The sequence below is a fragment of the Capsulimonas corticalis genome (genome assembly GCF_003574315.2).
Lineage (GTDB): Bacteria > Armatimonadota > Armatimonadia > Armatimonadales > Capsulimonadaceae > Capsulimonas > Capsulimonas corticalis.
This window is the reverse complement of sequence record NZ_AP025739.1, coordinates 4,658,649-4,682,938: the sequence shown is the minus strand read 5'-3', so window position 1 is coordinate 4,682,938 and position 24,290 is coordinate 4,658,649. Positions and strand designations below refer to the sequence as shown.

Annotated in this window: 25 protein-coding genes; 13 read left to right on the top strand and 12 right to left on the bottom strand. The window is 61.0% G+C overall.

Going from position 1 to position 24,290, the window contains the following annotated elements; translation table 11 throughout:
* Positions 1–4 precede the first annotated feature (4 nt).
* The gene (locus D5261_RS20155; protein ID WP_125206308.1) at positions 5–2,698 is read left to right on the top strand and encodes an alpha-L-rhamnosidase-related protein; all 2,694 of its coding nucleotides are present in this window, start codon (positions 5–7) and stop codon (positions 2,696–2,698) included.
* On the opposite strand, the gene mqnC is transcribed toward D5261_RS20155, so the two are convergent.
* From mqnC to D5261_RS20135, 4 genes are all read right to left on the bottom strand, one after another.
* Positions 2,695–3,810: a cyclic dehypoxanthinyl futalosine synthase gene (gene mqnC, locus D5261_RS20150; RefSeq protein WP_119324553.1), complete on the bottom strand. Its 1,116-nt coding sequence runs from the start codon at positions 3,808–3,810 to the stop codon at positions 2,695–2,697. The two genes, D5261_RS20155 and mqnC, sit on opposite strands and share 4 nt — an antisense overlap.
* A 185-nt stretch (positions 3,811–3,995) precedes the next feature.
* Entirely contained in the window at positions 3,996–5,168 is a 1,173-nt protein-coding gene (locus D5261_RS20145) for a CofH family radical SAM protein (RefSeq protein WP_119324554.1), read from the bottom strand.
* A gap of 102 nt (positions 5,169–5,270) precedes the next feature.
* Entirely contained in the window at positions 5,271–6,491 is a 1,221-nt protein-coding gene (locus D5261_RS20140) for a ribonuclease D (RefSeq protein WP_119324555.1), read from the bottom strand.
* Entirely contained in the window at positions 6,481–6,810 is a 330-nt protein-coding gene (locus D5261_RS20135) for a rhodanese-like domain-containing protein (RefSeq protein ID WP_119324556.1), read from the bottom strand. Before D5261_RS20135 ends, D5261_RS20140 begins: the two co-directional genes overlap by 11 nt.
* An 88-nt stretch (positions 6,811–6,898) precedes the next feature.
* On the opposite strand from D5261_RS20135, the gene D5261_RS20130 reads away from it, so the two are divergent.
* From D5261_RS20130 to D5261_RS20085, 10 genes are all read left to right on the top strand, one after another.
* Positions 6,899–7,840, top strand: coding sequence for an ABC transporter ATP-binding protein (locus D5261_RS20130; protein WP_119324557.1), 942 nt, complete (start codon positions 6,899–6,901; stop codon positions 7,838–7,840).
* A 14-nt stretch (positions 7,841–7,854) separates the two neighbouring features.
* A complete protein-coding gene (locus D5261_RS20125) occupies positions 7,855–8,634 on the top strand; it encodes an ABC transporter permease (protein WP_119324558.1) in 780 nt (259 codons plus the stop codon).
* On the top strand, positions 8,634–9,005 hold the full coding sequence (locus tag D5261_RS20120) for a hypothetical protein (protein WP_119324559.1): 372 nt from the start codon (positions 8,634–8,636) through the stop codon (positions 9,003–9,005). The genes D5261_RS20125 and D5261_RS20120 overlap by 1 nt, the downstream gene beginning before the upstream one ends.
* Positions 8,989–9,600, top strand: coding sequence for a tetratricopeptide repeat protein (locus D5261_RS20115; protein WP_119324560.1), 612 nt, complete (start codon positions 8,989–8,991; stop codon positions 9,598–9,600). Before D5261_RS20120 ends, D5261_RS20115 begins: the two co-directional genes overlap by 17 nt.
* Positions 9,601–9,804: 204 nt before the next feature.
* Positions 9,805–10,236, top strand: a complete 432-nt coding sequence (locus tag D5261_RS20110) for a MarR family winged helix-turn-helix transcriptional regulator (RefSeq protein ID WP_119324561.1) — start codon at positions 9,805–9,807, stop codon at positions 10,234–10,236.
* A gap of 32 nt (positions 10,237–10,268) precedes the next feature.
* Entirely contained in the window at positions 10,269–10,832 is a 564-nt protein-coding gene (locus tag D5261_RS20105; protein WP_119324562.1) for an isochorismatase family protein, read from the top strand.
* An 8-nt stretch (positions 10,833–10,840) separates the two neighbouring features.
* On the top strand, positions 10,841–12,124 hold the full coding sequence (locus D5261_RS20100; RefSeq protein WP_119324572.1) for an MFS transporter: 1,284 nt from the start codon (positions 10,841–10,843) through the stop codon (positions 12,122–12,124).
* Between the two features lie 200 nt (positions 12,125–12,324).
* Positions 12,325–12,483, top strand: a complete 159-nt coding sequence (locus tag D5261_RS20095; protein WP_165864604.1) for a hypothetical protein — start codon at positions 12,325–12,327, stop codon at positions 12,481–12,483.
* Between the two features lie 35 nt (positions 12,484–12,518).
* Positions 12,519–13,070 (top strand): PadR family transcriptional regulator, encoded by a 552-nt coding sequence (locus D5261_RS20090; protein ID WP_165864605.1) that lies wholly within the window; start codon positions 12,519–12,521, stop codon positions 13,068–13,070.
* Positions 13,071–13,379: 309 nt separating this feature from the next.
* Positions 13,380–14,795 carry a family 43 glycosylhydrolase gene (locus D5261_RS20085; protein ID WP_165864606.1) on the top strand — a complete coding sequence of 472 codons (1,416 nt, stop codon included), beginning with the start codon at positions 13,380–13,382 and terminating at the stop codon, positions 14,793–14,795.
* Between the two features lie 251 nt (positions 14,796–15,046).
* On the opposite strand, the gene D5261_RS20080 is transcribed toward D5261_RS20085, so the two are convergent.
* Complete coding sequence (locus D5261_RS20080) at positions 15,047–16,333, bottom strand: ISNCY family transposase (protein ID WP_301002113.1); 1,287 nt, start codon at positions 16,331–16,333, stop codon at positions 15,047–15,049.
* Positions 16,334–16,485: 152 nt separating this feature from the next.
* On the opposite strand from D5261_RS20080, the gene D5261_RS20075 reads away from it, so the two are divergent.
* On the top strand, positions 16,486–16,956 hold the full coding sequence (locus D5261_RS20075; RefSeq protein ID WP_218025732.1) for a VOC family protein: 471 nt from the start codon (positions 16,486–16,488) through the stop codon (positions 16,954–16,956).
* A gap of 97 nt (positions 16,957–17,053) precedes the next feature.
* On the opposite strand, the gene D5261_RS20070 is transcribed toward D5261_RS20075, so the two are convergent.
* From D5261_RS20070 to D5261_RS20040, 7 genes are all read right to left on the bottom strand, one after another.
* Positions 17,054–18,118 carry a transglutaminase-like domain-containing protein gene (locus D5261_RS20070; RefSeq protein ID WP_165864544.1) on the bottom strand — a complete coding sequence of 355 codons (1,065 nt, stop codon included), beginning with the start codon at positions 18,116–18,118 and terminating at the stop codon, positions 17,054–17,056.
* 33 nt (positions 18,119–18,151) lie between these two features.
* The gene (locus D5261_RS20065) at positions 18,152–18,955 is read right to left on the bottom strand and encodes a DUF1559 family PulG-like putative transporter (protein ID WP_119324054.1); all 804 of its coding nucleotides are present in this window, start codon (positions 18,953–18,955) and stop codon (positions 18,152–18,154) included.
* A 189-nt stretch (positions 18,956–19,144) separates the two neighbouring features.
* Positions 19,145–19,537, bottom strand: a complete 393-nt coding sequence (locus tag D5261_RS20060; RefSeq protein ID WP_245992649.1) for a peptidylprolyl isomerase — start codon at positions 19,535–19,537, stop codon at positions 19,145–19,147.
* The gene (locus D5261_RS20055; RefSeq protein WP_218025733.1) at positions 19,450–20,397 is read right to left on the bottom strand and encodes a pseudouridine synthase; all 948 of its coding nucleotides are present in this window, start codon (positions 20,395–20,397) and stop codon (positions 19,450–19,452) included. The genes D5261_RS20060 and D5261_RS20055 overlap by 88 nt, the downstream gene beginning before the upstream one ends.
* Positions 20,324–21,619 (bottom strand): D-alanyl-D-alanine carboxypeptidase family protein, encoded by a 1,296-nt coding sequence (locus tag D5261_RS20050; RefSeq protein ID WP_119324056.1) that lies wholly within the window; start codon positions 21,617–21,619, stop codon positions 20,324–20,326. The genes D5261_RS20055 and D5261_RS20050 overlap by 74 nt, the downstream gene beginning before the upstream one ends.
* Before the next feature lie 3 nt (positions 21,620–21,622).
* Complete coding sequence (gene scpB, locus D5261_RS20045) at positions 21,623–22,243, bottom strand: SMC-Scp complex subunit ScpB (protein ID WP_119324057.1); 621 nt, start codon at positions 22,241–22,243, stop codon at positions 21,623–21,625.
* Positions 22,244–23,128 carry a segregation and condensation protein A gene (locus D5261_RS20040; RefSeq protein WP_119324058.1) on the bottom strand — a complete coding sequence of 295 codons (885 nt, stop codon included), beginning with the start codon at positions 23,126–23,128 and terminating at the stop codon, positions 22,244–22,246. It lies immediately after the preceding gene.
* A gap of 15 nt (positions 23,129–23,143) precedes the next feature.
* Between D5261_RS20040 and hrcA the strand changes: the two genes are divergently transcribed.
* On the top strand, positions 23,144–24,280 hold the full coding sequence (gene hrcA / locus D5261_RS20035; protein ID WP_119324059.1) for a heat-inducible transcriptional repressor HrcA: 1,137 nt from the start codon (positions 23,144–23,146) through the stop codon (positions 24,278–24,280).
* The last annotated feature ends 10 nt before the right edge of the window (positions 24,281–24,290 follow it).

Genomic DNA, 24,290 nt, shown 5'->3' with positions numbered 1-24,290 from the left:
TCCTATGAGCAAAATAGCAAAGCCATTGATTGCGGTTCTCGGCGCCGCCCTCGCGTTTCTCGAAGGCGCAGCCCATGCGGGGGGCCAGGGCGCGGTGCGCCAGGACGCCGATCGTAAGGTTGTGACGATGACCGACGGTCAGGGAGATCTGTCCCTGCGCCTCCGCTACGACGGCAAATGTATGCTGGATCAGATCACTGTCCGAGGCCGCCAGGTGGCCGGCGCGGACGGCGTCGCGGACGGTGTCCGCATCGACGGACAATGGTATACCACCCGGACCGGCGGCGCGTCTCCAAACGTCGCCGCCGGCAAGAACACGCTCACTGTCCGCGGTATCGTCTACGGCAAGCCGGACTTCCAGGTTCGCGAAACCTGGTATTTCAAAACGAAACCAGACGGAATTGAATGGACGATCCAACGGCGCTATCCCACGGCGGCGACGCTGCAAGATACCGGGTTCCCCGAGTGGAACTTCGCCGCGATAGACACCTGGAAGGGCGGCGTCCTGGGAAACGGCGGCGTGGTGTGGAACAAGTATCTCGCGTCCAATGACGCAACTTACGGGGCGCACACCAGCGCCGTGACATTCTGGAACCCTGACGCCAACGACTGCCTGCGCATTACCCCCACCCTCCCGCCGGGTTACCAGGGCGCGGTCCGCTTTTCCCACCAGCGCTCCGGACAGCAGTCGATGCACTTCAGCGTCTCCAAAGAAGAACTCAAACCGAACCACGAACTTCGCCGGTACCTGCCCGACCGTGGAGATCTCTGGGCGCCGTTCCAGGTTTCCCCCGGCGAAGTCCGCGTAACATTGACCTTGCAGGCGCCGTCATACCGAGATGCTTACGACCGCGGGACATTTCGCGGCGTGGATGGCGACGGTATCCGTGAACTGATGAACACCGTGAGCCGATACGGCGTCATCGACACCCATTTGACGGGCGGCAACGGCTGGCTGTCCGGCTACATCTGCCTGCACGAGCAATGGTACGGGCAAATCGCGCTCGCGCTGGCCGATCCGAACTATACCGCCAACCTGGCCGCGACACTGAACTTTGAGCGTGACCACGCAATCGGCGCCGATGGGCGCGTCAAATCCCGATGGACTTACGATGCCGGAGACGCCATGCCGGGCACGTACGACGAATACGGCTTTTACGAAGCGCAGTGGGGATACTTGATGGATTCCCAGACGGACTATGTCATCGACGCCGCCGAGCTCTACGACCTGACCGGCGATACCCCGTGGCTGGCGGGACAAAAGGCGACCTGTGAAAAGGCGCTGGATTATCTCATACGGCGGGAAGTGGGAAACACGGGGCTGGCGGCGATGCGGACCGATTCCGAGCGCGAACACCAAGGCAGTGATTGGCTCGACATCGTCTGGGCCTCCTACGAAAACGCCCTGGTCAACGCCGAGATGTACTACGCGCTGACCCACTGGGCCGATGCCGAGGACGCCCTGGGAGACACGCAAAAGGCGTCGTCCTACCGGGCGTTCGCGGCGCGTCTGAAGTCCGCCTTCAACAAGCCAATCGGCGAAGGCGGCTTCTGGGACCCGGCCAATCAATGGTATGTGTACTGGCGCGACAAGGACGGCTCCGCCCACGGCGATAACCTGGTCACACCCGTCAACTTCTCCGCAATCGCCTATGGTCTCTGCGACGATCCAGCGCGCCGAAAAGCCATCCTCGACAGGACCGAAGCCGAGATGCGCAAAGAGAAGCTGTTTTTCTGGCCGCTGACGTTCTCCAGCTTTTTGCCGGAAGAGGCCGCGTCCTCCAACTTCCCATTCCCGACTTATGAGAACGGCGACATCTTCATGTCGTGGGGAGAAGTCGGTGTCCGCGCCTACGCCGCCTACGATCCCGCTCTAGCGCTCAAATACGTCCAGCAGACCCTGGCGCGCTACGCCAAGGACGGCCTGTCCTGCCAGCGATATCTGCGCGGCTCCCAGGAAGGCGCCGGCGACGACATCCTCGCCGGCAACTGCATGACCATTGTCGGCCTCTACCGAGACATCTACGGCGTCCAGCCCAAGCCCAACCGTCTCTACCTGGAGCCGCATCTCAGCCGCGAGCTCAACGGCACACAGCTCCGCTACCTCTTACGCGGCCAGAAGTATGTCATCGACTTGAACACGAATGGCAGCGCAATCACCGCCAACAACTGTACGATCCGCGATACGTCTCCATTCGCCGTGAACGCCGCCAATAACAGTCTGGAATACTTCCCCGGCCAGAGCAAAGAATGGGCGCTGTCCGTCACGCCCGCCAAAGGGCAGCGCGTCACGATTCAGATCGCAAGCTGGCCGACGGATGCGAACGCCCCGCGACGCTGGACGGAGTTGGGATCGGGGAAAGGCAAAGCTGCGTACGTGGTGGCGCATTTAATGCCGAACACGGTTTATGAGTGGAAGATTGGCGGGAAGGCCGCCGGCAGATTGCGCAGTGACGGCGCGGGGAGTCTTCGATTTGCGACGGCGTGGGATGGCGTGGCGCGAGAGGTTGAGGTCGGGCGCCCCATCCCTTGCAAACCCACCCCGGCGCTTCGCGCCACCCCTCCCGCGACGGGAAGGGTGATTCGGATCGACATCGCAGGCAGCCTCCGTAAGAGCGTCTCTTGCAAACCCTTCCCGTCGCGGGAGGGGTGGCGCGAAGCGCCGGGGTGGGTTTGCAAGGGATGGGGCGCTCCCTAATCCACAAACTCATAGCGAGTATTGCGCCGCCGGGGCGTATACCCCGCGTCTTCGATCAAGCGCTCGATCTCCTCGATCGGGACCGTGAACACGCAGCCGGCGGTGGAGACGACGTTTTCCTCCATCATCGTGCTTCCGAAGTCGTTGACGCCGTAGCGCAGCGAGAGCTGGCCGATCCTTGGGCCCTGGGTGACCCAGGAGGCTTGGAGGTTCTCGAAGTTATCGAGGTAGATGCGCGCGATGGCGATGGTGCGCATGTAGTCGAACGACGAGGCGCGGGTTCCGCCGAGCTCGGTTCCATCAGGCTGATAACTCCAGGCAATGAACGCTTTGAAGCCGCCGGTTTCGTCCTGCAAGTCGCGCAGCTTGCGCAGGTGCTCCACGCGATCTTCCTCGGTGTCGATGCTGCCGTACATCATCGTCGCCGAAGATTTCAGGCCGACCTTGTGCGAGACGCGCATGCAGTCCAGCCATTCCTCGGCGCTGTCTTTGTAGGGCGAAATGAAGTCGCGCACACGGTCCGTCAGGATCTCCGCGCCGCCGCCGGGCACGGAGTGCAGTCCCGCCGCCTTCAGACGGGTGAGCGTCTCCTCCATCGTCAGCTTCGAGATGTTCTTGATATAGATGATCTCGGCCGGCGAAAGCGCGTGCAGGATGACCGTGGGGAACTTCTCCATGATCGCCCGGAACAGATCCTCATACCACTCGATCTTGAGCTTGGGATTCAGACCGCCCTGCATGAGAATTTCGATGCCGCCGACATCCACCATCTCCTGGATCTTCTGGAAGATCTGCTCGCGGGACAACACATAGCCGCCCTCGTGGCCGGGGATCCGATAGAAGTTGCAGAAGCTGCATCGCACCCAGCAGACGTTGGTGTAGTTGATATTGCGCCCAACGATATAGGTTACCGTCGTATCGGGATGCTTCTTGTTGCGGACAAAGTCCGCAAGCTCCGCAAGATCCGTCAGATTCTTGTGGTGGAACAGACGCAGCGCGTCGTCATCGGTAATCCGCTCGCCGGCGTAGACTTTGTCCGCGATGTCGGCGATCGACGGATACTCGGGCAGCGTCAGGTCGGCCCGGCGCAGATCGCGTTCAATAACTGCCATGTTCGATATCCTTTCCAGGATGTGGCCCTCATCCCCCAGCCCCTTCTCCCAATTCTGGGAGAAGGGGAGTCAGAGGAGGAGCTTTCAGAGTCAGATCTTTATTGGATCTTTGATCCTATTTTAACCCTCTCCCAGAATTGGGAGAGGGTGGCGCGAAGCGCCGGGTGAGGGCCTCTGGGCCTCTTCTAATTCATCACCGCGAGCGGGATGGGCGCGTGCGATTTTTGCGCTTGGCGGACCGGATCGTGCAGCTCGTCCGTCGCTTCGACTTCGTTGTAGAAGCTGTCGCGCTCGATGGGGGTGCGGCCGGCTTCGCGGATCAATTCGACAAGCTGCGGGCGCGTCAGCACCTGGCTCTTGTTCCCCTGTTCGCCGTCTTTGTAGGTGATCTCGTATTCGTGGATCGTGCCGTCCAGATCGTCGGCGCCGTACCACTGGGCGAGCTGCGACACCTGGGGCGTGTTCATGATCCAGAACGTCTTGATATGCTGGAAGTTGTCCAGCATCAGGCGGGAGATCGCGATGTTTCGCAGGTCGCCGTCGCCGGTCGGGTGCGGCAGGTGCGAAAGCTGCGTGCCTTCAGGATGGAACGAAAGCGGCGTGAAGGTAACGAAGTGCTTCGTTTCGTCCTGAAGCGCGCGCATTTTGACGAGGTGCTCGACACGCTCCGGGATGGTTTCGATGTGGCCGTACAGCATGGTCGCGTACTGGAGCAGACCGGCTTCGGCGGCGGCCTTGGAGATCTCCATCCACTCGGCGCCGTCGATCTTACGGTCGAACAGCTCCATATGGACGCGGTCGGACAGGATTTCGATGCCGCCGCCGGGAAGGCTGTCCAGGCCCGCTTCGCGCAGGTCGGCGAAGACCTCGGCGAGAGGCTTGTTCGCCTGGCGCTGGATCTCGACGATCTCGACACAGGTGAACGCCTTGATGTGGACGCCGGGGCGGGTCTCTTTGACCGCGCGCAGCAGATCCAGATAGTACTGGTACGGCAGCTTGGGGTTGATGCCCGCCACCATATGTACTTCCTTGATCGGCACGTCCAGATGCATGCGCAGACGGTTCTTCACGTCGTCGATGCTCATCGTATACGGGTCCGGGCCGCCCTTCTGCGCGTAGAAAGCGCAGAACTTGCAGCCTTTGTTGCAGACGTTGGTATAGTTGATGTGCTGGTTGCGCACGTAATAGGTAAGGTTGCCGTTCATGCGCTCGCGGACGATATTCGCCAGCGCGCCTACGGCGTTGAGGTTTGGGTTCTCGTAAAGCGCAAGGCCGTCCTCGGCGCTCAGGCGCGTCCCCGACATCGCCTTGTCGTAGATGCCGGTCAGGCCGGCGGTCTCAAACAGCCTCATACTCATGATGACTTGCTCCATTCCAATACGAACGCGGCGAAAACTGCGTGATGGCGCACTTTGCACTATATTTCACAAAGTATTATACCCTATCAACGCGATTCCTACCTATTCGTTCCCGGCCTCGGATGCGTCTTTGGCGGGAACCTCGATTTTGACCGCCAGCGCGGCGTTGATCACGCTGATCAGCGCGGGCGACGCGCCCGTGACGAAGGACTGAAGCTCGCGTCCGATCGCTTCGTAGCGCCAGCCGGCAAGGAGCGTCGCAGCGGGATTTCCACGCACGAGCAGCGACGCCGACGCCCGTGTCAGGGCGAGTTCCGGCGCGATGCCGCGCGCGAGGCAGAGCGCGGCTCCCATGGCGGCGGTCAGGTCGGTCATCACACGCTGCTGCGGCGTCTCGTCATCCTGTCCCGCAAGCGGCTCCGGCAGATCTTCATCCTTGATCGCGCGGGCGGCGTCCAGCGCCGCCAGGATGTCCGGCCCGATCGTGGTTTCCTCGCCGATGGGGAAGCCGCGCACTTTCACGAAGTCCGTAATACGGCGCGGCGGGCGCAGCGCAAGCTCCGTCACCACCTCATCCTTTAAAACGAGCCGCGCGGACATATCCCGCGCGGCGGCTTCCCGCTCGCGCCACGCCGCGACCGAACGCAGCAGAGCGGTGGGACGCGCCGTCAGGCCCGAGCGCGGCCCACGAATCCGCTGGTAGGCGGCGTTGGGATCGGGTTCGTAGGCAATCGCCGTGGAGAAACGCGCCATCTCTTCGTCCAGCCAGCCGCGCCGGCCGATCTTCGTGAGCATGGCGCCGAGCTTGTCCGCGATCGGCAGCAGATAGCGCACGTCGTCGCGCGCGTATTTGAGCTGTTCGGGCGACAGCGGACGCCGGTCCCACTCGCTGCGCGTCTCCGTTTTGCCCAGCCGCACGCCCGCCAGCGCCTCCACGAGACGCGCGTAGCTCAGGGGATATTGCGGCAGACCGATAAGGCCGGCGGCGACCTGCGTATCGAAGACATTTTGCGGCAATCCCCGACTACCGTAGTAAGAAAGCCGAAGGTCTTCCCGGGCCGCATGCAGCACTTTCACGATATCGGGATCGTTGACCAGCTCCCAAAAAGGATCGAGCGACGGAACGGCGATGGAATCGATCAGGGCGATAAAATCGTCGGTCGCCACCTGGATCAAGCACAGGCGCGGCACGTAGGTGCGTTCGGCCAGAAACTCCGTATCGAGGGCGAACCGTCCCGCCGCGCGTAAATCGGCGACCAACGCCAGGAGATCTTCCTGTGTCTTCACCATCGGCCGCTCAAAATGCTCCGTGCTATTCGCCATGAATTACCTCTCCCTGGTAAGCCGCCATGCCTCCGTCCATCGTCGCCACATTCTCGTAGCCCAGCGACGCCAGATACTGCGCCGCGCGTTCGCTGCGCACGCCATGTTCGCAGATCAAGACGATTTCATCGTCCGCCTTCAGCTCACTCTGGCAGCGAGACGCAAATTCATCGATCGGAATCAGCTGAATATTGGCGAGGTGATATTGGAAATATTCGCCGGGGGTGCGGACATCGACAAGTGTGGGTTGATCGCCTTTCTCAAGCCGCGCCTGGAGCTCGGCGGCGGAGAGATGGCTGTACGCAGGTTGAAATACCATAATTATTCGTATTTTACCCTAAAGTCACACCGGTAACAGCCGATAATCATAACGGAACCTGTTCCCACTTTATAGGAATCCTAACGCCATGACCGACACAGCGATCCATATCTCCGGTTTTCGCAAGGAATATCCAGCAGCCCGGCGTAAAGAAATGCGCCTCGCCGTAAAGAATCTCGATCTTGATGTTCCCGCAGGCGGCCTCTTCGGTTTCTTAGGCCCGAACGGCGCCGGTAAAACGACGACCATCAAAATGCTCCTCGGCTTCATTCCGCCCACGCAGGGATCAGCCACGCTCTTTGGCGTCCCGGTGGAGGATCCCGACGCGCGACGCGCCGTGGGTTACCTGCCGGAGCAGCCGTATTTCCCCAAGTTTTTGACGGCCCAGGAAGTGGTCGCCGCGCACGCCGGCTTTGCCGGATTGCACGGCCGCGCTGGCAAAGACCATACGGAAGCGCTGCTGCGCCGCGTCGGCGCTTATGAGTACCGCAATTTGAGACTGTCCAAGTGCTCCAAAGGCATGGTCCAGCGTGTCGGTCTCGCCACCGCGCTCGCCGGCGATCCCCAGCTTTTGATCATGGACGAGCCGTCGTCGGGCCTCGATCCCATCGGCCGCAAGGAGCTGCGCGAGCTGCTTCAGGAATTGAAGGACGAAGGCAAGACGCTTTTTATCTCCTCGCATCTGCTGTCCGAAATGGAATCGCTGTGCGACCGGGTCGCGGTGCTGCATCAGGGCGAGCTTGTCGCCTGCGGCGCTCCCAGCGAGATCACGCAAGGCGACGACGAGGTCGCGGTGCTTCTGGAATCGATGGACGGCGACGAAACCCTGGCGCAGGAGATCGCGACGCTCGGCGGATCCCTGGCGCCGCAAGCCGAAGGGCTTCGCAGCCGCCTCGTGGCGCCCGCCGCCGTTTTGTACCGCGTCATGGGGCTGCTGGAGCAGCACAAAGCGCGCGTCATCTCGGTGACGCAGCGGCATGAGACGCTGGAAGACGCCTTTTTACGCTTGGTCGGATCGACCGGACAGTAGGAGCCACCCACCCTATGCAGGCATTGCGCAATATTGGAATTATCGGCCGCATCACCATGCTGGAAGGCGCGCGCAAGCAGGTCTTCCATGTGCTGCTCATGGTCGCGGTCGTGATGATCTTCGGCGCGACGGTGCTGGCGCACTTCGACAACAAGGTCCAGGCGAAGATGCTGGCCGACCTTTCGCTGGCCTCCATGTTCTTCGTCAGCGCCGCCATCGCGATCACGATCACCGTGACGGGACTGCCCGGCGAGATGGAGCAGAAGACGGTCTATCCCGTTCTGGCGAAGGCTGTGAGCCGAGGACAGTTCGTCCTGGGCAAGTTCGCCGGCGCCATGGGCACGGTGGCGATCGGTATGGCGGTCATGGCGATTGCGTTCGTCTTCGTGGAGTGGTGGTTCCTCGCCGGACACATCGACTTCGCCGTCCTGTACGTCGTACCCTTTCTCTTTCTGGAAACGGCGATCCTCGCCGCCATCTCGCTCACGCTCTCCACGGTATGCTCGTGGCCGCTGGCGTGGTTCCTTTCCGTCGTCATCTGCCTGCTGGGCAATGTCAAGTTCCAATTGTATACGTCGCTGATGTCGAAGCATCCCAGCGCGTTCAACAAAGTGACGATCAACGGCCTGTATCATCTGCTTCCAAGTCTGGAAAGCTTCAACTTCAAGGACGCTCTGGTCCATCATCTGACCGTCCCGAACCTATATCTCTGGCAGACGGCGCTGTACGGCCTCTGCTACACCGCCGCCATGCTCACCCTGGCGTCGATCTCGTTCAGCCGGAGGGAACTGTAATGCGCGCCCGAAAGTTTGACCTTGCTCCGTACCTCGTCGTCCCCGCCATCGTGCTCACGCTGAGCAGCGTCAGCCTGCTCAGCTTCCGGCTGCCCACGCACGCCGACACGCTGCCCCACCCCGCCGCCGTCCATGCGGCGCTCGCCGCTCCGGCGCCCGAGGCGGCGACGGTCAACAATCCCGTTCCCAGCATGCAGCCCGCCGACGATGGCGATGGGGATGAGCTGCTGGAGCACTGGGGCGATCCGAAGTATTCCCAAGAGGAGCGCATTCAGCTGGCGGGCATGGGAGCGCTGTTTCTGGGCGCGGCCGCCATGCAATGGAAGCGCGTGACGCGAACGCGGAGGTTCGTCAATGCGTCAAAGGCGTAAACCGAAGCGCCGCCTCGCGCGCGCCCTCGCGACCGCCTGCCTGCTGCTGGTCGCGGCGGGATCCTTCGACGCCGCCTCCATGCCGACAGCGGTTCGGGAAGGCTATTTGCAGTCGGCGATCGGCAAGGACACCAGCGGCTCCGTGGCGATGGCCGCCGGCCAGTTCCGCTCCGTCGCCGCGAATCTCCTCTGGATGAAGGTGGTCGACCATTACCACCACCAGCACATCGCCGACGGCGGCGATTGGTCCAAAAACGAGAGCCTTCTGCCGATGCTCAAAACGATCATCGCGCTGGACCCGCACTTCGTCGAGGCGTACTACATCATGGGCGGCACGATCCTGCCGCGCACCGGTCATATCAACGAAGGCGTGGCGGTCCTCAAAAAAGGCATCGCCCAAAACCCCAAGGACTACGAGCTCGATCGGCAAATGGCGATGCTCCTCGCCGCAAACGCCCACCGCCCGGCCGACGCCCTGCCCTACGCCCAGAAAGGTCTGGAGAATGCGCCGGACGATTTTTCGCGGAATATCATGAAAAAACTGTGCCGGACGCTGGCGGGCCAGATCGCCGACGCGCGCCAGGCGCGGTTGTAGGAAAGGCTCAATCGCCCATGCGAGCAATCCGCAAAAAATCATACTGGTGGTATTTCACCTGCCTCGGGCTGGTGAAGGCCGCGTTGCTGTCCCTGCTTTAAAAGCCGCATTCTCACTCCCTATTCGATTTCAGAAGCCAAACTTGCAAGATAAACTTGCAAGATAAACTTGCAAGTTTGGCTTTTTATATTGTATACTCTCTCCATGACGCCCCAACCACCCTTCGATACCGCTGTCATCGATTTCGCTCAAGCAATTGGCCTCTTAGTGCGCCGCGCGCGCGCGGCGGGAGGCGCCTATGACCTCTCCTGGACACAGGCGATGGTGATGGCGCGCCTGGACCGGCACGGGCCGGCCACAATCGCCGATCTGGCGCGCGCGGAGGGCATGAAACCGCAGTCGATGGGCGCCACCATCGCGGCGCTGGAAGAGCTAGGGATGGTCGAGCGCGCGCCGCACCCGACTGACGGACGCCAAATGAACATCGCGCTGACTGCGGAAGGGGCGGCCGTGCGCAGCAGCAGCCAGAACGCGAAGCGGACATGGCTGGCGCACGCCATCGCCCAGCTCGACGACGAGGAGCAGAAAACCCTGTTCGACGCCGGCGAGATCATCAAACGCCTGGCGGAATCTTGACCGACGTTACTCCTCTCACGGAAAGAAACATCATGCCTCTCACAGCACTCGACCCTCAAACCGCCCTGATCGTCATTGACCTGCAAAAAGGCGTTGTCGGCATGCCGACCGTACACCCGATAGCCGAAGTCATCACAAACGCCGGCGCGCTGGTAAGCGCATTTCGCGGCAAGGGTTTGCCGGTGGCGCTCGTCAACGTGGATGCGGGAGCGCCGGGACGGACGGAACAGTCTCGCAATCGCGGAGAATTCCCCGCTGGATGGACGGATCTCATCCCTGAACTGAACCAGCAGCCCACGGACCACACCGTCACCAAACGAACGTGGGGAGCATTCACCAACACGGATCTTGAGGAATATTTGAAGAAACAGGGCGTCACTCAGGTTGTGGTCGCCGGCGTCGCCACCAGCATCGGCGCCGAATCCACCGCACGCTGCGCCTATGAGCTCGGATTCCATGTCACCCTCGCCGTGGACGCCATGACCGACATGAACATGGACGCCCATATCAACAGCGTCACCCGAATCTTTCCGAAGCTGGGCGAAACGGGAACGACTCAGGAAATCCTCGACCTGCTGGAAAGCAGCCGCGCGTGAGCGTCCCGATGCGCGGCGCCTTTCGCTCGCTGACGAGCTTCAATTACCGTATGTGGGCCGGCGGGGCGATCGTGTCCAATGTGGGAACATGGATGCAGCGCACCGCCCAGGACTGGGTCGTCCTCACCCAGCTGACGCACCACAACGCCACCGCCGTCGGCGTGGTGATGGCGCTTCAGTTCGGACCACAGGTCCTCCTGCTGCCGCTGACGGGGTTCGCCGCCGATCATCTCGACCGGCGGAAGCTGCTCATCGCCACCCAGGCGGCGATGGGAACCCTGGCGCTCGGGCTGGGGCTGCTGACCGTCGCCGGTCTTGTCCACCTGTGGCACGTATATGTGTTCGCGCTTCTGCTGGGATGCGTCACCGCGTTCGATGCGCCCGCGCGCCAGACGTTTGTCTCGGAGCTGGTCGGCGAGGCGGATCTGTCGAACGCGGTGGCGCTGAACTCCACATCGTTCAACGCCGCGCGGATGATCGGCCCCGCCATCGCCGGCGTCCTCATCGCCAACGTAGGCTCCGGGTGGGTCTTCCTGATCAACGCCGCGTCATTTGCCGCCGTGATCGTCTCGCTCTGTCTTCTGCGCGTCCATGAGCTCCATCGGGGCAATAAAGCGCCGCGAACACGCGGCGGTCTCGCCGAAGGCTTCCGCTATGTCTGGAAGCGTCCGGATCTGAAAGCCATCCTTCTGATGCTATTTCTGATCGGCACATTCGGCGTCAACTTTCCGATCTTCATTTCCACGATGTCGGTCACCGTGTTTCACGCGGGAGCGAGCCGATACGGCCTGCTGACGTCGATCATGGCGGTGGGCTCGGTAACCGGCGCGCTTCTCTCCGCCCGGCGAGAGAAGCCCCGGGTCGAACTGCTGCTCGCCGGCGCCGCAGTCTTCGGCTTCGGCTTCGCGCTGGCGGCGGTCATGCCTAGCTACTGGCTCTTCGGTCTCACGCTCGCGCTCATCGGCGTATCCGCGCAGACCTTCACCACGACCGCGATCAGCACGGTGCAGCTCGCGACCGAACCCGTCATGCGCGGCCGCGTGATGGCGATCCTCCTCGCCATCGCTCTGGGCGGAACCCCGATCGGCGCTCCCATTGTTGGACGCGTCGCGGATGCATTCGGCCCGCGCTGGGCGCTCTGCATCGGCGCCGCCTCGGGCTTTGCCGCCGCGATCGTCGGCCTGTTCTATCTGACAAAACACCGAAACCTGCGCGTCCGCTTCGACGCCGGCCGCATCCGGGTCCGGTTCGACGACCAAATTCTCACTCCGCAAGAACTCCCTGTCCTCTAAGCCAAAAAAAAATTCTCCATCTTGCTTTTTTATTCGTCTGCGTGTATAATCATATTAGATATATCTAAGATTTGTCTAAAAGATATCTCAGATAGATCCATATACAATTGACCAAATGGAGCAGAGCTCCGAAGAAAGAGAAGAAAATATGTACGGACATCAACATCACGGGGGCAGACACCAGGATTCTCGGGGAATGCATGGCGGACGGGAGCACGGACATGGCGGGCGCGGTGGCTTTGGACCGCGTGGGTTCGGCCTCCATGGCTTCGGGCCGCACGGGTTTGGACCGCATGGACGCGGTCGGTATGGCTGCGATGGGTCTCGTCCAGGCGACACGCCGGGCGAGGATCGGGTAGACTTCGCGGATACGATCGACGAAGGAGAGAGGGCCATGTTTGGCAGCGGATGGGAAGGGCGAGGCGGCGGCGGACGCCATGGACGGGATCGCCATGGATTTGGCGGTTTTGGCCGAGGGCCGGGCCGGCCGGAGCGGCCTTTAGAGCAGGGAGATCTTCGCTGGCTCGTCCTCGATCTTATCGCCGTCCAGCCCCGGCATGGCTACGAGATTATCAAGGCGATCGAAGAGATGATGAACGGGCACTATACGCCAAGCCCGGGCGTCATCTATCCCACGCTGACATTCCTGGAAGAAACGGGATCGATCGCCAGCGAATCGCAGGCGACCAAAAAGCTCTACAGCGTCACCGATGAGGGCCGCGCCGCGCTCGAAGCCAACGCCGAAGCGATACAGGCGATACGCGCCCGGATCGAGGGCGCGCGCATGCGTTTCGGCGGTCCTCCGGCGCCGGAAATGGGACGCGCCATGGACAACCTGCGCGCCGCCATTCAAGTGCGTCTGTCCAAAGGCGAGCTTTCGCCCGAATCCCTCGCCGCCATCACCGCCGCGCTCGACCGCGCGGCGAGCGAGATCGAACGCAGCTGATCCCAAATCACGCGTCGCTCCCCACCCTCCAACTCATGGCGGAATGCGCCTATATTACCAATATAATTAATTGGTAATATAGGTAATAAATTGATATTGACGACCTTTGGGCTTTGTGTTATACTGGACTGCGTGGGCGGCAGAAGACACATCGGTTTATTTGAAACAATTGCAATATGAACTTTCGCATTGAGTTTCCTCTCCGCCATGAGCTCAATCACAAATGATTCTATTGTCACAATTGCAATAAAACCTTGTGAACTGATCCGTCAGAGGAGCCATCGCCGGCCATTTGAGAAAGGATGGGACATGAACGCTATTTCAGGATACGTCAACGAAGCGATCGAGGGGATCTCCCGCCACTGCTGCGGGAAATCGATTCGGCGCGCCGCCACTGTGCTAGTGCTATTGATGACGGCAGCCTTTGCATGCGGAGGCGCGTGGGCAATGGAGGGCGACGACGGTATTTTCGATCCATCCACCATCGTCAAGGTGGGAAGCACCTATCATGTCTTTGGGGACGGCCAGGGCATCACGCATAAGACGTCCACCGACCTCGTCAACTGGACCACCGTCTCTTCGATTTTCGGCAGCGGCAACGGCCCGAGCTGGATCCAGAGCTATGTCTCCGGCTTCAGCGGCTACTTCTGGGCGCCCGATCTGATTTACATGGGCGGAAAATACTATCTGTACTACTCCTGCTCCACCTTTGGATCGAAAGTCTCAGTGATCGGGGTGGCGACGAGCAGCGACCTCAGCACATGGACCGATCAGGGCGTGGTGGTGTCCTCCAACAGCAGCAGCGCGTATAACGCCATCGATCCTTCGATGTTCAAGGACGCCAGCGGCAACTACTGGATTACCTGGGGATCGTGGAACAACGGAATTTACGACGCCCAGCTCAACGCATCCACCGGCAAGCTTCTCAACTCCACGAAATACAACATCGTGAATATCTCCGACGCCGAAGCCTCGTACATGGTGTACCACGGCGGATACTACTATGTGTTCTACAACCGTGGGTCATGCTGTAACGGTACGAGCAGCACGTATTATGTCAGCGTCGCCCGATCGACCAGCCCCTCGGGCGGATTTACCGGGAACACGGTATTTATCGGCAGCTCCTCTCCGTGTATCGGTCCAGGGCACTTTGGATACTTGAACGATGGCGGCGCGGAGTATGCGTCCTATCACTATGTGGACGCAAACAGCAACGGGTACCCAAGACTTGCCGTCTCGCATCTCACCTGGAGCAGCGGGTGGCCTTATATGTCTCCGGATTGGATCGCGAACGGAACATACAAAGTCACCAGCCAGGCCAACGGATTGGCGTGGGATGACTGGGGCTGCACGGGGGTTTCGGGGCAGGCGGTCGCGCAAAACACCTATACGGGGCTGAACTGCCAGCAATGGGTATTCCACCAGCTTGGCTGGGGGATCTATGAGATTACCTGCGCCAACGGCGGCCTGGCGCTTGACGCGCTCAATTGCTCCAACGCCAACGGAACGGCGCTCGATCTATACGCCTACTGGGCCGGAACATGCCAGCAATACAAGATATACCGCGCCAGCGACGGCTCTTACGTTCTCGCCACCATGAACGGCAGCGGCAACGGCACGAGCGTCATTGACGTTCCCGGCTCCAGCTCCACGAAAGGCTTACAGCTCGACCTCTGGGCCTACAACGGCGGCTCCAATCAGAAATGGTACATCGCGGCGCCGTAGCTTCTCTCCGTTTCTCATAATAAATGGATCGCGGGTATAAAACCCACGCCTGGGAAGGGCTTCGCCCTAACCGTCCGTGCCGGACGGACAATTAGCCGAAGGCTTCCCAGACGTGGATTTTACATCCGCGATTCTTATGAACTCCCATTTGCTTTAAAGACTTACGCGCAGCGGCGATTTATTTCGGCCAAAAACTGTTCCTGCTCCGCGATAATGTCCGCTAAGTGTTCTGCGATTTTGTCCATTTTGTGTTAGGGGGACGCCGTATGAAGCCAGGCTCTTTTTCTAACAGCGGCGGCTGGATCGCAGGGCTGAGATTTCGGAGTTTCGAGTGGAGATTTCGGAGCTTCGGGTGAGGGTTGTACGGGCTTTGCCTTCGCTGGCGCGGCAGACGCAAGGCGATAATCGAGCCGTCTTTTCCCATCGTAGAGGTGAAGCTGGCCTTCGGGATTTACTCGAGCGCTCACTTTTTGGCCCGCCAGCGAGCGGCTTCGCGAGGCAGCGGTAATCTGGTAGACTTTGCCCTCGAAACTCAGCGTGTGGTCCGCCTTGACGGTGCGAGTTTCCTGGATGCTGAAATAGTAGTCCAGATCAAAACCGGGTTCCAGAGCAATGAACGCCGAGTTGGGATCGGCCGCCTCGATGCCGAACTGAGCATTGTGTTTTGCGATGAACGCCGGCAAGAATGCATTCGCCTGCTCCATCGTCGAGATACCCGCCAAACGCATTTCTTTGACGAGCCGGTCTTGAAAGGTGCTCCAGAGCCGCTCGATCCGACCCTTGGCTTGCGGGGAATGGGCGGCGATGCTCTCGACGCCCAGGTCATGGAGTACTTTCTGGACATGGCTCATGGGGATCTGTCCGGCCAGTTCGTCCTCGATCGTGGCCTTTTTGGGCGATCTCAAGATGGTGTGTTTGTCATGGTAGTAGCTGGCGGGCAGGCCATACTCGATGGCAATCGCTCGGAACATCCAGAGATAACCAGCAGCATCTTCGTTCGGACGAAAATGGGCATGCAGGACATGGTTGTCGGCGTCATCGATGGCGCCCATCAAGCACAGGCGAGGCCCGCGTCCTTCGAGCCAATCGTGGGGGGAGCCATCAATCTGCACCATCATGCCCGAAGCGGCTTTGCGCAAGCGTCGGCGACGCACCACACCACGCGCAGGTTTCGCATCCTTAACCTCTGGGGGAGCTTTGGGGTGAAGAAGCTTGTGCAAGGTGGAACGCCCGATTTGGATGTCATCGTTAGCGGCCAGCAAGTCGCGCGTGTGGCAAACATTGAACCCATGATAGGGTCCGCCGGTGCTGGTCAGAGCAAGGACCCGTGTCCGTGTGTCTGGATCGAGGATATTATGCGGCTTTCGGCGGCGATTGCCGTGTGGGATCGCACTTACTCCTTCGGCCAGAAAGCGTTTAAGCTTGCGCTGGACCTGACGAGAAGAGAGCCCAAGAAGCTCTGCCGTTCGCTCCACGGTGATCTGGTGAGCTGCCAGTCGAGTAAGCAGATCGATGGTTCTTTGTTCCGAGACAGTCAACGTCAATATCTCCATTCCTTAAGGTTCGACGAGGACATAATCGCAGAACACTTAAGGAGGACATATTCGCGGAACAGTAACAACAGCGGCGATTTATTTCGGCCAAAAACTTGACACTCCGCCAGACATATGTTATTGAAGAATGTGACTCATTGAAGTCGCGAATAACCATTGGCGAAGCCAGCGCGGGAGACGCGGAGACGCGGGAGAAGAACATGCAGATCAACACGTATCTTGCTTTTGACGGGCGATGCAAAGAGGCGTTCGAGTTCTACCAATCGATTCTCGGCGGCGAAATTCTCATGATGATGACCTATCGGGATTCGCCGATGGCCGAGCATACGCCGGCCGATCAGCTCGACCGGGTCATGCACACGACTTACCGAGTGAAGGGCAACATTCTGATGGGCGCGGATGCGCCATCGCATTTCGGAAAACCTACGGGTTTCTCGGTGTCAATCGGCCTGGACGACGTTGATGAGTGCAGGCGTGTGTTCGACGCGCTTTCGGAGGATGGAAGCATACTGATGCCGTTCGAAAAGAGCTTCTTCTCCACCGGTTTCGGAATGCTCTTCGACAAATACGGCATCCCGTGGATGGTGAACTGTCAGGCGCCGGTGTAAGCAGACGCCGCGATAGACACACAGCAAAAAACGCAGCCGCGACAAAGAAGACACTTTGCCGGGCTGCGTTTTTTGGCGCTGGGTCACTTGGCGAGAATCATTTGCGCAGAAACAGGTTTTTCTCACCGGCTTCTTCCGTCGTCTCGCCCGGCGTCAGCGTGATCGTGTCGGTGAGATTGTCAAAAGACGAAGTCAGCTTCAGTTCGACCGGCGGGCGGGTCGCGCTGTCGGCCGTGAAGTTCAGGGTTTGCGCCGAGGCGGCGCTGTCGGGGAGCTGCCACACGCGCAGATGATGCGTGTCGACAAATCCAACGGTCTGCTGGGGCTCGTACGGGATCCAGCCGGCATTGGGAAACCAGAGCTCCACCCAGGCGTGGGTGTGGTCGGAGGCGACTTTCTGGATTGTTGGGGCGCCGCCGGTGTATGAGATCTGCGGCGAGATCCAGTAGCCGCCCGCGTAACGGGCGGGGATGCCGGAGGCGCGGGCAATCGCCATAAAGAGGTTTGCCCAGCCGTCGCACCGAGCCTTGTGGTTCGCCAACGTCGTCAGCGCGGGAGTGCGCACTCTGTCAGCGGCGTCGTCGTAGGTGATGTTGCTGACCATCCAGGTCGAAATCGCCCGCGCCGCCGCCGCTTCGTCCGCGGCCCCCGTGGTGATCGTCTGCGCCAGAGCGCGGATCTCGTCGCTGTCGCTTTGTGAATTCTGCGTGGGCTTGAGGCAGATGATCGCATCGCCGTCCGTGACATCGACCGGGAACGGCGCCGTCGGAAGCCCTGTGTCGAGATCCGTGGCAAGTGTCAGCTCTTTGACGGTCACCTGGACCGTGAGGGTTCCAGGTGCGACGTTGTCAAACTCCATGACATGCGTGAAGTTGCCGAAATGATCGGTCACGTCCTTCTCACTGGTCGCCGGCGCGCTCGATTCGATGATTGGCGCGTTCGTCGTCTCCGCATAACCGAAGATCGATCCGGACTGCGGGATGGGAATGCTGAGAGTGAGCGTCTTGAGCGGCGCGCCAACATCTACTACATAGGTCCGGGTGAAGTCCAGCTGCGTCTTCATCGAGCCTGTAAACGAGATCGTCTTCGCATGACCTTGCGCCAGGGGCAGGAGCAAAAGCGCGCTCACTGCCCAGGCCGCGACCATCGGTTTCCGTTGCATCCGCATTGAGCCCCCTTAACCGTGACGCGTGTTCTAACTCTGGCCCCAATAAATTGCGTGAATATCGTCCTGGGCGTTGACAACATTGCCTGGCTTGAAGAACTTGGCGTGTCCGTCGTCCAGCAGGTAATTTGCGCCATCGGTATGGCGCCCGGTCGGCAGCCATTGCTGTGTCTGGAATGTGGTGTTCCATCCGACCACTTCGCCTGTGTCATATTGCGCGCCGCCGGGAGTCGCGCCGCCGGTCGCAGCCGAATTGCTGCTTTGTTCCGCGTCCGCGTTATCGTACGAGAGCAGGTTGTTTCCATCACCGGAAATCGAGCTGCGATCCCGCGCGGCGCCTCCCTCCTGCAAGTCGGTCACCATGGCGCGGCTGCCGCGCAGCTCGAACAGGAGGATCGTCTGCGACGGCGCTTTCACCTGACTATCCGCTCCGCCCAGCCCCGTGGAGGACGTTTGGGCGATGTTCAGATTGTAGCCGTAGGAGACGGGGACGCGTGCGGGGGTGACGGAGTTGTCGGCGGTAGTCGGGTCATCGGGACATTTGTAGACGCCAACGCTCTTGACATACGGGTAAACCGCGCCAGCCCAGCCGCCGCCGCGATGGTTGCCGAGGCCGACGGGATAGTGCTCGTCGTTGTCCTGGCTGTACTGCATGAAACCCAATCCCAACTGCTTTTCGTTAGAAACGCAGGAGATCTGCCGCGCCTTCTCACGCGCTTTGGCGAAGACGGGGAAGAGAATGGCCGCGAGAATCGCGATGATGGCTATCACGACGAGGAGCTCAATGAGAGTAAAACCTGTCTGATCTTTACGGGATATTTGCAATCGCGCCATGAAAATAATGTTCCTTTCGACCACACTCAGTACGTTAGGATTTGACGAGTCCATCATATCATATTAAAACGGATCTGCAAAGGGATTTTATCATGAAGGCCGCAAATCGGCATAATTGCGAAGAATGGGGATATAACCCTCTCCCAGAATTGGGAGAGGGTGGCGCGGAGCGCCGGGTGAGGGCCGATCTTAGCTGATCGTGATGGAATCGATGCGGTCGCCTTCGCGAAGCTGGAGGACGTTCTCCACGCCGCTGATGGTTTTGCCGAAGACGGCGTAGTTCATGTCCAGATGCGGCGTCGAACCCAGCGTGAAGTAGAATTGGCTGGAGGCGCTGTCCGGAGCCGCGGACCGGGCCATGGCGACCGTTCCGGCGGTGTCGTGCTTGAGCGACGGGGTGACTTCCAGCTTGATATGTTTGCCGGAGCCGCCGGTGCCGTTGCCGTCGGGATCGCCGCCCTGAATAACAAAGTTCGGGACGTATCGATGGAACGTCAGTCCGTTGTAGAAGCCTTTTTCGGCAAGATCGATGAAGTTCGCAGTTGTGATTGGAGCTTCGGTTTCGGCGAGCTGGACGACGATGGTTCCTTTGCTCGTTTCGAAGGTGGCTGTTCGGTCGGCCATGATGCGGGTTTCTCCTCTGCGGCGCTCGCCGCGGGTTTTGCCGCCGTCTTTGACGGCGCCTTCTTTTTCGTGTCCGTGCTGGATTTGAGCGCGAACGACGCAATTTCTTCTGCGGTCAGGTGGCGCCAGGCGCCGGAGGGCAGGCCCGTCAGCCGCACGCCGCCAATGGAGATGCGCACAAGCTTCGAGACGGGATGACCGACCGCCGCCAGCATGCGGCGCACCTGTCGGTTCTTACCCTCATGGATGGTCAATTCCACCTCGGAGCCGCCCACGCTCCCCGCCCCTTCCGAGAACCGCTTGCGCACGCGTACGTTTTCGGCGGGCTTGGTGACGCCGTCTTCCAGGCGAACGCCGAGCGCGAGCTTCTTCAGCGCTTCCGGGCTGGGAACGCCGCGCACGGTGGCCCGGTAGGTCTTCGGCACGTGGTGCTTGGGATGGGTCAGAGTGTAGAGAAAATCGCCGTCGTCGGTCAGGAAGATCAGACCCTCGCTGTCCGAATCCAGCCGGCCGACCGGACGCAGCATCGGCTTGCTTTGCAGATCCACCAAGTCCGTGACAAGGCGTCCCGCGTTCGGATCGTGCAGCGTGCAGACGACATCCTTGGGTTTATTGAGTACGATATAGTAGCGCTTGGAAGGCTCCTTCACCAGCTTGGAGTCAAATAAGATACGATCCGTCGCCGGGTCCACCTTGACGCCGAGCTCCGTGACGACCTGGCCGTTGACTTTGACCCGGCCCTCTTTAATCCACTCCTCGCACGCTCGTCTCGATCCGATCCCCGCTCCGGCCAATACCTTTTGGAGACGTTCTTGCATATACCATTACTCCCATACACAGCAGCATCACGGTTCCCAGGCCCACGCCCAGTCCGCGCGCAATGCGTGTTCCTAAATTGTGCGTCGCATGCATGACCGCCGCGCCCGCCGCCATCGGCACGGCCTGCGCCGCGACGGCGTCGCCGGTCGCCTGCACCTTGCCATTCGCGATCACGCTATACACGCCGAGCTTTGTCCCGGCGTCGATCGGCGCGGGCGGCAGCACGGGCAGCGGCGTCACCGTGACGCTGAACTCCGGAACGGACTTCCACCGCGACACCACGACCTGCAAATCCCGCGCCGCGACGACCGGAACCGGCTGAGTCGCGTTCCGCACGGCGATCTGCCCGACCGATTGACCTTGCTGAATGAACGGCACGCGCTTGTAGTTCGCGAACCCGTAGTTTAGCAGCGATTCGACATCTTCCCGGCAGCTATTGCTCTTGAGCGCGACCGCGATCAAGCGCCAGCCGTTGCGTGTCGCCGATCCGACAAAGCAATGTCCCGCCTCGCGGACATATCCGGTCTTGATTCCGTCGGCGCCCGGAAAGTCGCGCAGGAATGTCTTGGACGTATTGACGACCCAAGAATCGCCCTTGTGGATCGATCGCTGCACTTTGTACTTCGGCGTGCGGACGATCTTATTAAACTCCGTCAGGTTGTTGACGGCGTAGCGCGCGATGGTCGCCAGGTCCGCCGCCGTCGAATAGTGATCCGGCGCGTACAGGCCGTTCGGCGTCACGAAGTGCGTGTTGAGCGCGCCGATATCCTTCGCCTTCAAATTCATCTGTTCGACAAACGCCGGCACGGTTCCATTCAGGTAGGTCGCCCCTGCAACGGCGGAGTCGTTCGCGGAGCGCAGCAGCATCGCGTACATCAAATCGTGCAGCGGGATCGTCTCGCCGGGCGTCAGATGCAGGCTGCTGTCGGGCAGTTGATCGATGCCGGGCGGCGCGGTCACGATATCGTTCGGATGGCCGCGCTCCAGCAGCAGAATCGCCGTCATCATCTTCGTCGTCGACGCCATCGGCCGGTGGACGTTTTCGTTCTTTCCCCACATCACCTTGCCGGTGACGGCGTCTTCCAGAACGCAGAACTTGCTGTTCGACTTCGGCGTCGTCGGGCCGTCCAGCGCGGGCGGCGCCGCCACGGCGTGGCCGCAGAGGATGGGCGTCAAAGCCAGGGCCACGGCGGCGCGGCGGGCGAATTGAGAGAATATCACGAACTACTCCTCAAGTCCAACGGCTTGGAGGGCGTCGTGGGCTTCGGCCTTCTCGGCTTCGGCGACGGCGATATCCTCCAGCGGCGGCAAGTCTTCCAGGGACGACAGTCCAAAATAGTGCAGAAACTCCGGCGTGGTGGCGTACAGGATCGGGCGGCCCGGCACGGCTTTTCGGCCGTCCTCGCGCACCAGCCGGCGATCCAGCAGCGTCTTAATCACACCGTCCACGCTGACGCCGCGTACGGCTTCCATCTCGGCCACGGTCACGGGCTGCTGATACGCGACGATGGCGAGCGTCTCCAAAGCCGGCTTTGAAAGGCGCGCCTTGCCGGCGGGCGCGGCGAGCAGCTTGCCGATATCCTGCGCCAGCTCGGACTTCGTCGCGATCTGATAGCCGCCGGCGATCCGCATAATATGCAGCCCGGACTTCTCGCGCCGGGCGTAGATATTGACGAGATCCTCAAAGGTCTCCTCGACCTGCGCGGCGTGGATTCCCAGCGTTTTCGCCACTTCCGCCGGCGTCACCGGCTCGATCGCAACGAACAAATAGCCTTCCAGCAGCGCGAGCAGCGCATTCGCCGTAAAGACGCGCGTTTCTTCCTGACGGGCTTCGGTCGCGGCCAACTATTCCGTCTCCTCTTCTTCCATCTCAGCGGTCGGCGCCACACCGCCCTGCGGCTCGGCGTGTTCGGTGTGCTCGGCGTCGTTTTGAGCGGCTTCGCCGGTCTCGTCTTCCGCCTTTTGAATGTCCATCGTCAAACGGATCTCGCCCAGCATCTCTTCCTGAACGGCGGAGACGCGCGACTGCCGCAGCAGCTCCAGCAGCGCCAAAAACGTCATGATGACATCGAAGCGGATCAAGGGCCGTTCGAAGCACTCATCAAAGATAATTCCCGCCTCGCCGGCGCGCTGGATCTTTCGCCAGAGGGTCGCCATCGCCAGACGCAGGGTGACCTTGGCGCGGCCGACATGGGCCTTGCCGTCCGTCGAATCCGATCCCAGCTCCGTCAACAGGCGCATCAGCGCCTTGACCAGAGAACCCGATGAAAACTCGCCATAGGGCACGGGCAGTTCGTAAAGATCCCCGTACGCCGCCTGGCCGCGAAAAAAGACCTGCCGGCGGTCGTCCTCCCATGTGGCGAGCGTCGCGACAAACGCCTTATACCGCTGATAATCCAGCAGGCGCTGCACCAGCTCCTCGCGCGGATCCTCGCCCTCTTCCCCGTCCTCTCCGACTTCCTTCGGGGGCTTGGGCAACAGCAGGCGGCTCTTGATCTCCAGCAGCGTCGCCGCCATCACCAAAAACTCGCCGGCGACGGTGAGGTTCATCGCCTCCATCGCCCGCAGATGCGCCAGATAATGTTCCGTGACCTGGAGGATCGGAATGTCCGCGATATCGATCTTGTGCTCGCGGATCAGGTGAAGCAGGAGGTCGAGAGGGCCCTCGAACGCCGTCAGTGAGAGCGGCGGGATTCCGGCGACGGGAGCGGCGGTGGGCGCAACGGGCATAATTGTCTATCATACATGCGCGGCGTCTCCGTTGTCAAGGGCGAACAGCCGCTCGGCGCCATGCGGACATTGACATCCAGCCGCCGTCACGGTATAATTTTTACGGGAATGTATCTCGACGACAGAAAACAACGAATACTCGGCGCCGTGGTTCGCGACTATGTCGAGACCGTTCGGCCCATTGGCAGCGAAGACCTCGCGGCGCGTCACGCGCTGGGAGTCAAGAGCGCCACGATTCGCAATGAGCTTGCGGAATTGGCGGAGCTGGGCCTGCTCCGGCAGCCACACACCAGCGCCGGCCGCATCCCCTCGGATCGCGGGTATCGTTTTTACGTCGACCACTTGATGGAGGCGCGCAGCGTCCCCAAGAGCGCCGCGCGTCAGGCCGCCGCGCTGGAGCAATCGCTCGCGCTGGACAAACTGCTGCGCCAAACCTGCGCCCTGCTGACGCGGATGACGTCGTACACATCCATGGCGACCCCGCCCCGCCCCGCCGATACACAGATTTCCCAGGTTTTCATTTCGCCCGCCGGCGACAAGGGCCTCCTGGCCGTCGTCCTGCTCAGCACCGGCCATGTCGAAACCCGCCGCTTCGCCGGATCGGCCGACTTCACCCCCAGCGACCTCGTCTCGGTGAACAACGCTCTGAACGCGGGGATGGCCGGCAAGAACATCGACAGCGTCATCGGCCCCGACGCGGCCCTCGGCGCGCCCCCGGCCGAATTCGCCCCGTCCGTGCGCGCCCTCTTTGAGAGCCTGTTGCAAGTCCTGCGTCAGATGATCCAATCCGCCGCCGACGACGACCAGATCTACCTCGAAGGGACCTCCGAGATCCTGCGCCAGCCCGAGTTCCGGGACGTCGCCAAGATCGAAATGGTCCTCGATTCCCTCCAGCAGGGCACAATGCTCTTCCAAACGCTTGCCCAAACCGTCCGCACCTCCCAGGTCACGGTCGTGATCGGCCGCGAAAACCACATCACCGCGATGCAGGAATGCAGCGTTATCTCCGCCCCCTACTACATCGGAACCCGCGAACGCGGCGCCATCGGCGTCCTCGGCCCCACCCGCATGGACTACGACCGCGCCATCCCCGCCGTCAACTACTTCGCCCGCGCCCTCAGCGACACGCTTACGCGGCTGGAAACGCTGTAACCAAATCCTC

Bases quoted from the DNA above. Each gene is read 5' to 3' on its own strand.
- D5261_RS20055 (WP_218025733.1), bottom strand. From the start codon at position 20,397: ATGCAAGAACGTCTCCAAAAGGTATTGGCCGGAGCGGGGATCGGATCG.
- D5261_RS20085 (WP_165864606.1), top strand. From the start codon at position 13,380: ATGAACGCTATTTCAGGATACGTCAACGAAGCGATCGAGGGGATCTCC.
- D5261_RS20040 (WP_119324058.1), bottom strand. From the start codon at position 23,128: ATGCCCGTTGCGCCCACCGCCGCTCCCGTCGCCGGAATCCCGCCGCTC.
- mqnC (WP_119324553.1), bottom strand. From the start codon at position 3,810: ATGGCAGTTATTGAACGCGATCTGCGCCGGGCCGACCTGACGCTGCCC.
- D5261_RS20120 (WP_119324559.1), top strand. From the start codon at position 8,634: ATGCGCGCCCGAAAGTTTGACCTTGCTCCGTACCTCGTCGTCCCCGCC.
- D5261_RS20135 (WP_119324556.1), bottom strand. From the start codon at position 6,810: ATGGTATTTCAACCTGCGTACAGCCATCTCTCCGCCGCCGAGCTCCAG.
- D5261_RS20110 (WP_119324561.1), top strand. From the start codon at position 9,805: ATGACGCCCCAACCACCCTTCGATACCGCTGTCATCGATTTCGCTCAA.
- D5261_RS20100 (WP_119324572.1), top strand. From the start codon at position 10,841: ATGCGCGGCGCCTTTCGCTCGCTGACGAGCTTCAATTACCGTATGTGG.
- D5261_RS20130 (WP_119324557.1), top strand. From the start codon at position 6,899: ATGACCGACACAGCGATCCATATCTCCGGTTTTCGCAAGGAATATCCA.
- D5261_RS20090 (WP_165864605.1), top strand. From the start codon at position 12,519: ATGTTTGGCAGCGGATGGGAAGGGCGAGGCGGCGGCGGACGCCATGGA.
- D5261_RS20070 (WP_165864544.1), bottom strand. From the start codon at position 18,118: ATGCAACGGAAACCGATGGTCGCGGCCTGGGCAGTGAGCGCGCTTTTG.
- D5261_RS20105 (WP_119324562.1), top strand. From the start codon at position 10,269: ATGCCTCTCACAGCACTCGACCCTCAAACCGCCCTGATCGTCATTGAC.
- D5261_RS20155 (WP_125206308.1), top strand. From the start codon at position 5: ATGAGCAAAATAGCAAAGCCATTGATTGCGGTTCTCGGCGCCGCCCTC.
- D5261_RS20125 (WP_119324558.1), top strand. From the start codon at position 7,855: ATGCAGGCATTGCGCAATATTGGAATTATCGGCCGCATCACCATGCTG.
- D5261_RS20095 (WP_165864604.1), top strand. From the start codon at position 12,325: ATGGCGGACGGGAGCACGGACATGGCGGGCGCGGTGGCTTTGGACCGC.
- D5261_RS20065 (WP_119324054.1), bottom strand. From the start codon at position 18,955: ATGGCGCGATTGCAAATATCCCGTAAAGATCAGACAGGTTTTACTCTC.
- hrcA (WP_119324059.1), top strand. From the start codon at position 23,144: ATGCGCGGCGTCTCCGTTGTCAAGGGCGAACAGCCGCTCGGCGCCATG.
- D5261_RS20140 (WP_119324555.1), bottom strand. From the start codon at position 6,491: ATGGCGAATAGCACGGAGCATTTTGAGCGGCCGATGGTGAAGACACAG.
- D5261_RS20115 (WP_119324560.1), top strand. From the start codon at position 8,989: ATGCGTCAAAGGCGTAAACCGAAGCGCCGCCTCGCGCGCGCCCTCGCG.
- D5261_RS20145 (WP_119324554.1), bottom strand. From the start codon at position 5,168: ATGAGTATGAGGCTGTTTGAGACCGCCGGCCTGACCGGCATCTACGAC.